Below are 12,915 nucleotides of genomic sequence, written 5' to 3' on the forward strand. Positions count from 1 at the left end.
GTCTGCTATTTATAACGCATGCTAAAGCTGATGATTCACTTCATCAGCCTTGGCAGCAACTGCTCAGCAGCCACGTAAAATCGATTAACCACGGCGTTAGTACAGCAGTAGATTACAGCGCATTTAAAAAGCAACATGCACAACTAAAAGGTTACTTGAGTACCCTTAGCGATGTTACCCAGGCGCAATTTGAACAATGGGATAATGCGCAGCAGTTGGCTTTTTTGATCAACGCATACAACGCATGGACGGTCGAATTGATTCTAACTGAATACCCAAACATTAAATCAATTAAAGACTTAGGGAGTTTTTTTAGTTCCCCGTGGAGCAAAGAGTTTGTGCCATTATTAGGCGAAACCCGTAGCCTTGATAATATTGAACATACGCTTATTCGTGGCAGTGGTAAATACAACGAACCGCGCATCCACTTTGCGGTTAATTGTGCCAGCATCGGCTGCCCGGCACTGCGCGAAGAAGCGTATACTGCCGCTAAACTTGATACTCAACTTGAGCAACAAACTCAGCGATTTTTAGCTGATATAACCCGTAACTATGTAAAAGATAACACGCTTTATTTATCTTCTATTTTTAAATGGTACCAAGATGATTTTGAAAATAGCTTTCGTGATACGCAATCATTACAAGCATTTATCTTATTATACCCAGATGCGCTAAACTTAACGCCAAGTCAACAAGCAAAACTTAAAAGTAACACCATGAAAGTGAAATTTTTAGATTACAACTGGGCATTGAATGACAACCAGTAATTATCTGTTATTACAACCAAAGCGTATTAAACACTACGCCTTGGTATTTATTGCTATGCTTAGTTTTATATTTTCATCAAACAGCGCTGCAAAAAATTGGCAAACTGTGCTCGATAACGGCCAAAACCACAGTGTATATTTTCATGCTTGGGGTGGCGACCCACAAATAAATGCCTATATTCAGTGGCTTGAACAGCAAGTTAAGCAGCAATATAATATTGATCTACACCATATCAAACTCACCGATACCAGTGAAGCTGTAAGCCGCGTTTTAGCTGAAAAATCAGCAGGTAATCACAGCGAAGGAAAAGTCGATCTTATTTGGATCAACGGTGCAAATTTTGCGGCAATGGCAAAGCACGGTTTACTAACGCCTAATTGGGCCACTAAATTACCTAATTTTTCATTAACTAATCCCGCAAAAAACCCAGCGATGAGTTTAGACTTTGGCGTGCCAACTCAAGGCATGGAATCACCGTGGGGGCAAGCTGCACTTACTTTTTACTACGACAGCGTTGCAATAACTTCGCCACCTAAAACTCTCACGCAATTACTTACTTGGAGCACACAACATAAAGGTCGATTTACTTATCCCAAACCGCCTGATTTTATTGGCGTAAGCTTTTTAAAGTATGCACTGATTAGTTTAACGCCAGCATCACTACAAGCGAAGCTTTATCAACCTGTTACAAAGCAAAACAGCGCTTTATTATTGCCTAAATTATGGCAGTTTTTAGATACACTACACCCTAATTTATGGCGTGCAGGCCAGCATTTTGTCTCTAGCAGCACCGCACTTAGACGTTTAATGGGTGATACTGAATTGAGCCTTGCCATGACATTCTCAGCGCCCGAAGTCCCTGCTGCTGTCACCCGCTTTGATCTCCCCACCAGCATTCGCAGTTATGCTATGAGTGATGGTAGCCTCAGTAATATTCACTTTGTTGCTATACCTTACAATGCAGCGCATACAGACAGTGCTAAGTTGGTCGCTAATTTCATGCTCAGCGTAAATGCACAAGCTAAAAAGCAACGCCCAACTACTTGGGGTGATAATACCGTATTGGATTTATCTATTTTAGCTGCAGATCAAGTAACTCAATTCCAATTATCAAACCCGCACCCAAGCAGTTTAGCGCCAAACCATAATAGCCCAGCCCTTGCAGAGCCTCACCCAAGTTGGGTAAAAGTAATTGAGCAACAATGGCTTGAACGATATGGAGCGCAATAATGATACACGCGCGTGATATATTTACTCGGAGCATAAAATTAACCCCAACGCTATTAATGGCGCTATTAGTGATCCCAGTTGTAGGTGGACTAATTGGTGTATTATTACCCGCGTTTGGCTATATCCCTGCACTTGATAAAACCACGTTTACCCTTCGCGGTTTTTATTCGCTATTTAATACCGCTGGTTTTGCAAACATGCTGCTACTGAGTGCGATTAGCAGTCTTGTTAGCACGTTATTGGCATTTATTATTACCGTATTAATTTTAGCCTGTTATTTTAATAGCCCTTGGCTTTATCGTATACAGCGTTTATTGGGGCCTATTTTAGTGATCCCCCATGCCGCCGCGGCAATTGCAATTAGCTTTTTGATCACCCCATCAGGCATGATTTCGCGCTTATTTTCTCCTTGGCTTAGTCAATGGGACAGCCCACCTGACTGGATGTTTCCACACGATTCATGGGGGATAAGTATGGTGCTAGGCTTAACGTTAAAAGAGCTACCTTTTTTATTACTGATGGCGCTAGGTGCCCTTGCCCAAGCCGATTTAGGTGCAAAACTACGAGCCCAACATAAAGTCGCTTTGAGTTTAGGTTATTGCCCAATGACCGCTTTCTTTAAAGTAGTATTACCTAACCTATACCCATTTTTACGCTTACCAATTTTAGCCGTACTTGCTTATGCCAGTGCCAGTGTTGAAATACCGCTGATCCTTGGTCCAAATGCGCCTCCTACACTCGCGGTTGCTATTATGCACTGGTTTAACGATGTTGATTTAACCTTGCGCATTCAAGCCTCTGCGGGAGCAATCATGCAATTACTGTTGACCATGGGCTTGTTACTCAGCTGGTGGCTACTTGAAAAGCTCACAAAAAAGTTTAGCCATGGCAGCTTAATCAACGGCAGACGCGAATATGCTGGGCAACTTATTCAGCGTTTTACTCAGGTATTAACGTTTATTTTGCTCAGTATAATTATGCTCTCATTAGCGGGGCTCATTCTATGGTCATTTGCGGGGTATTGGCGTTTTCCTGATGCGTTGCCATCACAATTTGTGTTACTGCATTGGCAGCATGCTTTACAACAAATGCAAACACCTTTACTTAACACGGTTGTTATCGGGTTTGTTGCTACCTTAGTGGCTGTTATTTTGACCTTATTTACCTTAGAGGCAGAACAATTGCGTACGCGTAATTTATCCAATTTTGCCAGTTTGCTAATTTATTTACCTATGCTGATCCCAAGCATTGCGTTTTTATTCGGCTTAGTCTGGTTGCAGGAGCAAGTTGGTAGCCATCATGCGTATTTTAATGTGATATTTGGGCATTTATTATTTGTACTGCCCTATGTGTTTTTATTATTAGCAAGTAGTTACCGACGTTTAGACCCTCGTTTTTCTCACCTTGCGGCAAGCCTAGGAGCCACACCCAGCAAGGTGTTTTTACGGGTAAAACTACCACAATTATTAGCGCCTATCCTGATTGCATTCGCACTTGGCTTAGCGGTTAGTTTTAGTCAATATTTACCCACGTTACTCAGCGGCGGCGGGCGTATTAACACCATTACCACCGAAGCCGTCGCCCTTGCAGGTGGTGCAAGTCGTCGAGTGAGTGCCGTTTATGCATTAATGCAAATGTTGTTACCTGCTATTGCGTTTTTTCTAGCTTGGTTTATCCCTAAGCTCGTTTTTGCAAAACAAACTGCATCCCCGCATAAACTTCAACACCCAACCTTAAAACAACAATCTAAGGCCTAATATGCATTCGTCACTTAATATAAAAAACCTCACTATTTGGCGAGAAAAAACGCAACTTATCTCCTTAAATGAACGCATTAAAGGCGGTGAAGTTCTCAGTATTATGGGTCCATCAGGCAGTGGTAAATCAACGTTACTAAATTGGTTAACTGGCATGCTGCCACATGGTTTTAGCGCACAGGGGACCTTGCTTTTAAACGAACAAAACATTACTCAGTTAGCCAGCCATCAACGTCATGTGGGGTTACTGTATCAAGATCCTTTATTATTTCCGCACTTAAATGTAGCTGATAACATTGCCTTTGCGATGCCTAAAGGGAATAAAAAGCAGCGTATAGAAAAAATCAACGACTCGCTAACACAACTAGGATTAGAGGGCATGGCAGCACGCCACCCACATAGTTTATCAGGCGGGCAACAAGCAAGGGTTGCGCTTTTACGTGTATTACTGAGCGAGCCAAAAGCAATTTTACTTGATGAACCGTTTAGTAAACTTGATGCAACACTGCGAAAAGATACCCGCGAGCTGGTATTTGAGCAAATTCGTCAACGCCAACTTCCCGCAGTAATGGTCACCCATGATGACAGCGATGCACATGCTGCTGGGGGGAAAGTAATTACTCTCAGCGCACATATTCAGGAAACAACATGTTAGATAAATTTATTACACCTGCTATAAAACCACTTTTAAAACCTGTGGTTATAATACTGGATAAGTGTGGCCTCAATGCCGATAAGCTCACTGTTATTGGCTTTATTATTGGTATGCTTGCCTTACCATTACTCGCGTTTGAATTTTATTATGGCGCTTTAGTGGTGATCATTTTAAATCGCGTGTTTGATGGTTTAGATGGTGCACTTGCGCGTCATCAACAGCAAAGTTCATCAGCGGGTGGGTTTTTAGATATTTGCCTCGACTTTTTATTCTACGGCGCGATTGTACTAGGTTTTGCTTTAGCCGATCCCGCACAAAATGCTGTTGCCGCAGCCGCATTATTGCTGGTTTTTATTGGCACAGGATCAAGCTTTTTAGCCTTTGCCATTGCCGCTGAAAAATTTAGCTTAGCTAAACCTCAGTTTAAATATAAAAGCTTTTACTATTTAAACGGCTTAACTGAAGGCACTGAAACCATCGCATTTTTCGTCGCGTTTTGTATTTTTCCGCAGCACTTTAGCTTGCTTGCATATAGTTTTGCAGTACTTGGCAGTATCACTATTTTTACGCGTATTCATGGTGGTTATCATACTTTAAGGCAAATAAATAATGACGAATGAAGCACTGTGGCGATTAGGCGCTTTCCTTACTATTTTGACAGTTATGATGATAGTAGAAGCAATTAGCCCTGCGCGCACATCACCTGTGGCGGCACGTAAACGTTGGTTTGCAAATTTTTCGCTAGTCGTACTGGCTTCAGTACTAGCTCGACTAACCATTCCTATAGGTTTAACCAGCGTCGCGCTTTATTGCCAACAACACACAATTGGTGTATTTAATCAATTTATGTTGCCTTTGTGGCTGGCGGTAGTTTTGAGTTTACTGCTCCTCGATATCGTTATTTATTGGCAACATCGGTTATTTCATAAAGTGCCGCTACTGTGGCGCTTGCACCGCGTTCACCACGCAGACCCTCATGTTGATACTAGTACAGGCCTGCGCTTTCACCCGCTTGAGATTATTTTAAGTATTATAATCAAACTGATTATTGTAGTCCTATTAGGCGTGCCAGCATTAGCGGTATTAATATTTGAAATTGCCCTCAATGGCTTAGCATTATTTAACCACGCGAATATTAGCCTGCCAAATAAAGTGGAACGTGTACTGCGGTATGTACTTATTACCCAGCAATTACATCGTATTCACCACAGCCAAACTGTGACTGAAACCAACAGTAACTTTGGTTTTAGTGTAACGTGGTGGGATCGCCTATTTGGCAGTTATACGCCCTATGCAAAACTAAGTGATGATACTCTTAACATTGGCTTAAAAGAATTTAGTACTTCAAACTCACACTCACGTTTAGTCTCATTAATAGTCATGCCATTCAAAAAGTAACGACTGATAGTTTCTTTATCCAGTCCTTGGGTTATTTATTCGTTTATGTCGATTCAACCTTAAATCATGTCGGTTCACGCGAATAGTGCTGAACACACGAATAAAATCACCTACATTCCCTATCAACAGCACGTTACACCGTACACAGTTTGATAAGGAATATAATAATGAAAGTAATCACTAAAACAGCCATCACCTTGAGTTTATTGAGCCAGTTTAATGCACACGCAATTGATTTACGTGTAGATAATGTTCGTCTATATCAAAATAGTACTGCTAATTTTTCCCCCCCAAGCACACTTTATATAGAAAACGGAAAAATAGTTACTATCACTAAAGCAACTGATACTAAGCAAAAAGCAGGTGCCACTATAAACGCTAACAACCAATTTGCACTGCCAGGACTAATTGATTTACATGTTCATTTGGGCTCGTCAGGCAGCAACTTCTCTGAGTTTCAATACTTGCCTGTTAAGTCGCATTTTAATTCAAATCTTTATTTAGGCGTCACAAACATAGTCGATTTGTTTTCATTTAAGCAAACCCTTGATGAAGCTGCACAATTAAAAGCGACACACGTAACGCCTAACTTATTTTATGCTGGTACGTTATTCACCAATCCTGGCGGGCATGGCACCCAATTTGGTGGCAGTGTGTACGAAATTACAAAAGATGAAGATATTGATACATTATGGAACAAGCATATAGCCACTAACCCACATATTACTAAAGCCGTTATTGAAACATTCGGTGGTATGGGAAAATCGTTAACTGACAGTCAACTCACTGAACTTGGCAAACGTTCAAAAGCCGCTAATTTACCTTATTTTGTGCATGTATCAACGTTACTTGATGGTAAACGCGCTATCAAAGCAGGCGCTACGGCACTTGCTCATGGGATTAATAATGAAGCCATTGATGAAGAATTTATTACCTTAATGAAGCACCACAGAGTAACTTATATACCAACACTGGCTGTGTATCATAATCACAGTGACGAAAAACATAACCATGGAGTAAGTTCACAAAGCCAATTACTAAGAACAGTGCCCGCTAAATTACAAAAATGTTTATTTGAAAAAGTACCAGCCCCGTCTAAGTGGACAGACAATGCATGGCAAGCTCGAAATACGGCCTACGCCAATATTAAAAAGCTCCATCAAGCAGGCGTTGTTATTGGCACAGGATCAGATGCGGGTAATCCGTACACATTACACGGCACAGGGCTTCACAATGAGCTAGATGCGCTCAAAAAAGCAGGGCTATCAAATGACCAAATAATTAATGCGGCGACGATCAATGGTGCTCAAGCAATAAACCAAGGCGCCCATATTGGTAAATTAGCACCAGGATATGAGGCTAGTTTTATATTGCTCGCACAAAATCCACTCGTTGATCTTAAATCGCTTCATAACATTGCAGAGGTATTTAAATCAGGACAAAGAATCGATCGTTCAAAATTAATAGCTGAAAATAAAACCATAGAGCCACAAGGCCCAGCCTGTAACCCAACAATTACAAGCCGTAAAGCACACATAATGATAGACGACTTTATTGGAGAGTCACCATGGCAAGCATTAAGCGACAAAGTAATGGGCGGACAATCATCCGTTGAACTAAAGTCAGAAAAACAAAGCTTAACAATTAACACAGCAGTTGCTAAGGCAACTAACTTTGGTGCATGGGCGGGCGCTGAAATAAAATACCCGCAACTAGTTGATGCATCTACATTCAAAGGTATCCGCTTGACTTATAAAGGGTCGAGCATCCCATTTTCACTGTCTATTTATCATAGTGAAGTAAAAGACTGGGATAACTTTTCTGCACTTTTAATGCCTAGCAATGACTGGAAGACCCTTGAGATCCCATTTAGTGACTTCAAGCAATTTGGCTTTGGTAATCAAGTGAAATGGTCAGCAACTAAACTCTCTGGTTTTAACTTAATGTGGCGAAAAATGCCCGGTGCCAGTGACGACATCTTAAAAAACACACTTGAAATAAAAGAACTCGTGTACTTTTAAAAGTCATTTAACCTAAACTCTAGTTTACACTATTAAAACCAAAATTAGCCTTTGTTTTGGTTTTGTATAAACTGCCATATAACTTTAAAAACAAAATGACCAAAATGTTTAAACAGCCTTTTTTTAAATATAGCTTTTTTATATTACTTGCCATTGATATCGCCTATGCATTAGGTATTGCTATTGCAACTTCTTCACCTATTTCAGGCGGCACTGCTCTTGCAGCACTCGTATGGTTTGTAACCTTTTATTGGTTACCTGTTTGGGCAGCGGCTATTTTAATTTTTTATTTAAGATCAAAAAACATAAATAAGCTTGCACTTGAATGGTTAATTGTAACCTCATTTATGGCGCTAGGTAACACCATCACAGACTTGACGTTAACCACCCTGTTTGACCAATACCAACCATTAGGAATTTTTGTAATATTTAATGGCTTGTTTTGGGGATCAGGTATTTACCTAGCAACGATTTATATAGAGAGTAAAAAAAAGGTGGTAACTGAAAAGCACGCTCGCAAACAAGCTCAATTAGCCACCTTACGCTATCAGCTAAATCCACACTTTATGTTTAACAGTCTCAATACTATTTCGGCTTATATTCATACCAACCCAGATTTAGCCGATGAAGTACTGCACGAGCTAGCTGATATTTTGCGCTACTCATTAGATACCGCAGAGCAACAACTTATCCCACTGCAACAAGAACTTGCTATTATTGAGAAATATTTAAATATTGAAAAAGCACGGTTTGGTGAAAAACTCCAGATAAACTACAACATCCCCACGCCGCTTAAAAATATAAAAATACCCCCACTCCTTATTCAGCCCATTATTGAAAATGCCGTTAAGCATAATGCCCAACAAACCAAACTAATCCTAAACATTGCTATATCTACAACTGATAACGGCATAAAAATTATTATTAGCGATAATGGCAAAGGCTTTAACCGGCACGTATTACAACAAGGTTATGGCAAAGGTGTTGGAATGAAAAACATGCAGCAACGTATTCAACAATTAAGTAATAGTAAAGTCATGCTAAGTAATAATAATGGTGCAGTAATCACATTGGATATAACATTATGAGCGAACACACACCCGCTGCAAACAGTGAAAAAATTCGCTTAGTGTTTGCAGATGATGAACTCCCTGCACGTGAAAAGCTAAGCCATCAATTAAGTTTAATGGACAATATAGACGTGATTGGAGTTGCTACAAATGGTAAAGAAGCTATTTCGCTGATCAACTCACTCACCCCAGACGTTGTATTACTGGATATTCAAATGCCTGAAATCAATGGCTTAGAGTTAGTTGATTTACTTAACTACCAACCCATGATTATTTATACGACTGCGTACGATCAATTTGCAATTGCAGCTTTTGAACATGCCTCAATAGATTATTTGTTAAAGCCATTCCCTATTGCCCGATTGAAAAAAGCACTCGCCAAAGTACAAGCCCAGCTGAACCAACAACACGCCGTAGCGCATGTAAATAAACAAACTGTACAGCCTCAATTTTCACATAATGAAAATAAGCTCAACAAATTGATCAGTAAAAATGGCGAAAGAATATTTCTTTTATCACCAGCAGACATTAAATTTATAAAATCAGAACAAGGAAACAGTTTAGCTTGGAATGGGGAGGTATTTTATCACTTAACTGATACCTTAGATCAGTTAGAACAAGCTCTATCATCACAAAGCTTTATTCGTATTCATCGCAGTTACCTCGTTAATATCGATCATATTAAAGAAATTCAACGTTGGTTTAATGGCAAGCTCATGGTGATTATTAATGATGAAGAAAAATCAGAGCTCAGTACTAGCCGCGCAGGTGCTGATAAACTAAAATACATACTACGTATTTAAGCACTCTGTTATTTGAGCATAATGTAAACCAATATGCATGTTAAAGCGTATATATGTACATAAAAGACTAACAGAGCAATTTATGTTTTCACTATTTAAGAAAGATCCAACCAAAAAATTAAATAAACTTCTTTCGATTAAGTTAAAAGAAGCGATGGAAGCTCAACGCAAAGGTGATATACGCACATATTCTCAACTCACTTTTGAAGCAGATCAAATAGACAAACAAATAATTGAAATAGAACAAAAAAATACACAAGCATAATAACTAAGCTAAATTACAGATCAGAAATAAAACAAGTACGTTTTAACTAGCCCCGTATTTTTAATATACGACAGACATTAAAAAGCCGCAATTAATGCGGCTTTTAGAAGCTATATTAATGTATTAGCTGCCTGAACCAGTAGTACCCGTTGTAGTTTGACAAACCACTTCAAGTGCTAAAGACTCAGCTGTACCATCGGCTGTAATCGTTGTAGTTGCTTTAGTCGTATCGCCAACTAGTGGAGTACGCGCATTAACAAATACATTGTATGTGCTGCCATCAACTAAATCTGCAAGTGTGAATGTGCCCGCAGTACCAGAAGCCAGTGTTTTAGCCTTACCAGCTAAGCTATAACTAACAACAGCATTACTCATATCAACCGTTTTAGTTGTGTCATTCGCGCACGCAGCCGTCACTGCAAAGTCTTCATTTACTAACGTAGCTGGGTTTGCCAGTACCACTGCAGCGGCACCACACACATTAACTTCGCCATCTGAAGTAAACCAAGGTGTTCCGTTAACATCAAATACTTTTACAGTTGCTTTAGCATTTGCTGAAATGCCAAAGCGCTTTGTATTTAATGGTGAAACAATAACATTACTCGCCGCATTGGCTCTTAAATAGCTTGTAGCACTTGCATCTGATGAGCTCATAGATACATACAAACCTGATGCAGGCACTGCATCACCACTTAAGTTTACTGCAATACCGTCAGTACAAATAGGAGCACTTACAGTTGAGGCGAAAAAGGTTAAATGCGTTGTTTTAAAAGTACCAGTGTAAGTATTTGTCTGTGCGTTTAAAGCACCCACTTCTACTTTGTTAGTTTCACTTGCCCACACACCTGTATCTTCATTGTGTGATTTAAGACCTAGCATATCACCCGGCTGAATAGCTTCACCATTGAGCATGGTCGTCGCCGGAATAGTCATTGATACTGTAATTGGGTCTGAGAATTTTTTAACTTTTTTGCCTGTGCCATCAGCCATCGTTACATTTGCAACACCCACTGATTTTACAATTGACGTTGCATCTGCATCGTTTAAACCAGCAGGAACGATTGATGAAGCTGCACCAGTAGATGAATCAGCGCCATTAACTTTTAACGTGATTTCGCCTGAAACTGGTTGTTCACTCGCATCATATAAAATTACGCCAGCAGGAACACTTGCTGATGCACTTGATTTACCAGGATCCGTTGCAGCAGAAATTACCGCTGACGTTGTACCACCAGCTTCAACAGTAGACACTACCGATTTATTAGAGATACCATCAGCCGACTCAGAAACAAGGGCAAGTAATGCATTTACGCTCATCACGCCTTCTGCAGTCGTTAAATCAACAATAAAGCTTTTACCAATGTAATCATCAGCAGAAACATTGACTGTAACTTCACTGATATTAGCATCATCTTTAACTGTAAACGCTAAGCTACCATCAGCCAAGTCAACAGATGTTAGTTCATTACCATCAACATCAACTATATTTTCAGAAGCGACACCATTTTCAAAAAAAGTAACTTTGGCAGCAATTGCGTCATTTGTCACTGAATCAACAACATTCGCATTAACAACAACAGATAGCTCCGTAGGCGCGTCAGGCGCGACAACAACAGGAGGCACTACAACCGGTGGAACAACATCTTTGTCATTATCATTACAACCAGATAAAACAAAAACAGAAGCGACAGACAAAGCAAGTAACGTTTTTTTATTAGTAAGCATGGGGGGTCCTTTTTATTCCTTTTCAATTAGCGTATCTTTAATAAAATTATCATTATTAATAGACTGCTGCTAAATACAAATATTTTAAAATTAATGAAATGGCAATCTATTCATTTGCAATGGATATATTAACAACTCTATTGCATGCTTAATATTACACATTATTACAAACAAACATAATTTAACAAATACAGCTAAAACTTTACATCATTAAGCCATAGTTACAACATATAATTTGTAATCAAAGCGAATATAGCCAAGTGACCTCAAAATGCGAGCATCATTAGAATTAAATCAACGTATGCCATACCGGCTCAGGCTACCAATACGCCTTAAACGTTCTCGGTATTGCGCAACCATTTGATTAAAAAAGTACGCTCTGCTTTACGCAATTTTTCGCTCTGCACATACTTTTCGTCAGTAACGTACCTTTACGCAGCTTATGCCAGCTTGGAATAATGGCTTTAACATTAAGTCTATTGGCTTTTTATCATAAACATACAAGACTAAATTAGTGTGCTTTAGGTCAACTGTGCTGTTGTTAAATGTTCCTAACTCTTCGCTGGTTGCTCATCACTGCATAAGAACATACATAATTTCGCTAAGATGAGCAGCCGTTCTTCAAGCCACCCTCTTCGGTGATCATAGGACTGACCAGTAAAACGAGGTAAGCGTATGGCTAACGACACCTAGCCTTGCTTAATATTCCAAGGTAGCAGTGGTTCAAGGTTACTTGGCTGCTCTGCAATATGTTGCAAGCACGTTGATATGTAGTCATGCACTACAAGATCATTTGCCTTTGCGGTTTCAACAAGGCTATAGAGTATGGCGCTGGCATGCGCGCCATTGCAGGTATTTGAGAACAACCAGTTTTTACGCCCTATTACGAACGGTTTTATGGCTCGCTCTGCTCGGTTATTATCAATACTGAGCCTGCCATCATCGAGGTAACGCCTGAATTTCTCAAACTGATTTATCGCATAGGTAATTGCTTTCCCTAGCGCCATTTGGAGAGGGATTTTATCTTTGTGTTTGAGTAACCATTGATACAATTCATCAACGATTGGTTTGGCTTTTTGCTGCCTAACGGTGAATTTTTCACTGACCGATTTACCTTTGATGGCTTGCTCAATACCATAGAGTTTGCGAATAAGGTTAAGTGCTACATCCGCTTTAACGGTTTTTTTATTATTGCCTTTGGCCTCGATGAACTTACGGCGTAT

At 39.8% G+C, this 12,915-nt stretch carries 12 protein-coding genes; 10 read left to right on the forward strand and 2 right to left on the reverse strand.

The genetic code is table 11. The features are described from left to right. The first annotated feature begins 2 nt into the window (after positions 1-2). The 10 genes from ACJJVX_RS01840 to ACJJVX_RS01885 all read left to right on the forward strand — a co-directional run bounded on the left by ACJJVX_RS01840 (position 3) and on the right by ACJJVX_RS01885 (position 9,967). On the forward strand, positions 3-767 hold the full coding sequence (locus ACJJVX_RS01840) for a DUF547 domain-containing protein (RefSeq protein WP_405629806.1): 765 nt from the start codon (positions 3-5) through the stop codon (positions 765-767). A gap of 55 nt (positions 768-822) precedes the next feature. Next, positions 823-1,998, forward strand: a complete 1,176-nt coding sequence (locus ACJJVX_RS01845) for an ABC transporter substrate-binding protein (RefSeq protein ID WP_405629809.1) — start codon at positions 823-825, stop codon at positions 1,996-1,998. Further along, positions 1,998-3,755, forward strand: coding sequence for an ABC transporter permease (locus tag ACJJVX_RS01850; RefSeq protein ID WP_405629790.1), 1,758 nt, complete (start codon positions 1,998-2,000; stop codon positions 3,753-3,755). Before ACJJVX_RS01845 ends, ACJJVX_RS01850 begins: the two co-directional genes overlap by 1 nt. A gap of 1 nt (position 3,756) precedes the next feature. Continuing rightward, a complete protein-coding gene (locus ACJJVX_RS01855) occupies positions 3,757-4,410 on the forward strand; it encodes an ATP-binding cassette domain-containing protein (protein ID WP_054206723.1) in 654 nt (217 codons plus the stop codon). After that, positions 4,404-5,030, forward strand: a complete 627-nt coding sequence (locus ACJJVX_RS01860) for a CDP-alcohol phosphatidyltransferase family protein (RefSeq protein ID WP_342884408.1) — start codon at positions 4,404-4,406, stop codon at positions 5,028-5,030. Before ACJJVX_RS01855 ends, ACJJVX_RS01860 begins: the two co-directional genes overlap by 7 nt. Beyond that, positions 5,020-5,808 (forward strand): sterol desaturase family protein, encoded by a 789-nt coding sequence (locus tag ACJJVX_RS01865; RefSeq protein ID WP_170174517.1) that lies wholly within the window; start codon positions 5,020-5,022, stop codon positions 5,806-5,808. Before ACJJVX_RS01860 ends, ACJJVX_RS01865 begins: the two co-directional genes overlap by 11 nt. A gap of 167 nt (positions 5,809-5,975) precedes the next feature. After that, the gene (locus ACJJVX_RS01870) at positions 5,976-7,829 is read left to right on the forward strand and encodes a CIA30 family protein (protein WP_405629793.1); all 1,854 of its coding nucleotides are present in this window, start codon (positions 5,976-5,978) and stop codon (positions 7,827-7,829) included. A gap of 104 nt (positions 7,830-7,933) precedes the next feature. Then, complete coding sequence (locus ACJJVX_RS01875; RefSeq protein WP_405629795.1) at positions 7,934-8,917, forward strand: sensor histidine kinase; 984 nt, start codon at positions 7,934-7,936, stop codon at positions 8,915-8,917. Then, a complete protein-coding gene (locus ACJJVX_RS01880; protein ID WP_405629798.1) occupies positions 8,914-9,702 on the forward strand; it encodes a LytR/AlgR family response regulator transcription factor in 789 nt (262 codons plus the stop codon). The genes ACJJVX_RS01875 and ACJJVX_RS01880 overlap by 4 nt, the downstream gene beginning before the upstream one ends. An 82-nt stretch (positions 9,703-9,784) precedes the next feature. Continuing rightward, positions 9,785-9,967, forward strand: a complete 183-nt coding sequence (locus ACJJVX_RS01885) for a DUF6435 family protein (protein WP_054206734.1) — start codon at positions 9,785-9,787, stop codon at positions 9,965-9,967. Between the two features lie 123 nt (positions 9,968-10,090). Here ACJJVX_RS01885 and ACJJVX_RS01890 read toward each other — a convergent pair whose 3' ends face one another. Together ACJJVX_RS01890 and ACJJVX_RS01895 are read right to left on the reverse strand one after the other, a co-directional pair. Beyond that, positions 10,091-11,692: a hypothetical protein gene (locus ACJJVX_RS01890; protein ID WP_054206729.1), complete on the reverse strand. Its 1,602-nt coding sequence runs from the start codon at positions 11,690-11,692 to the stop codon at positions 10,091-10,093. Between the two features lie 689 nt (positions 11,693-12,381). Then, a partial coding sequence (locus tag ACJJVX_RS01895) for a transposase (RefSeq protein ID WP_405629800.1) occupies positions 12,382-12,915 on the reverse strand: 534 nt, incomplete at its 5' end.

Source organism: Pseudoalteromonas sp. Ld20 (assembly GCF_045064175.1).
GTDB classification, from domain to species: Bacteria; Pseudomonadota; Gammaproteobacteria; order Enterobacterales; family Alteromonadaceae; genus Pseudoalteromonas; species Pseudoalteromonas neustonica.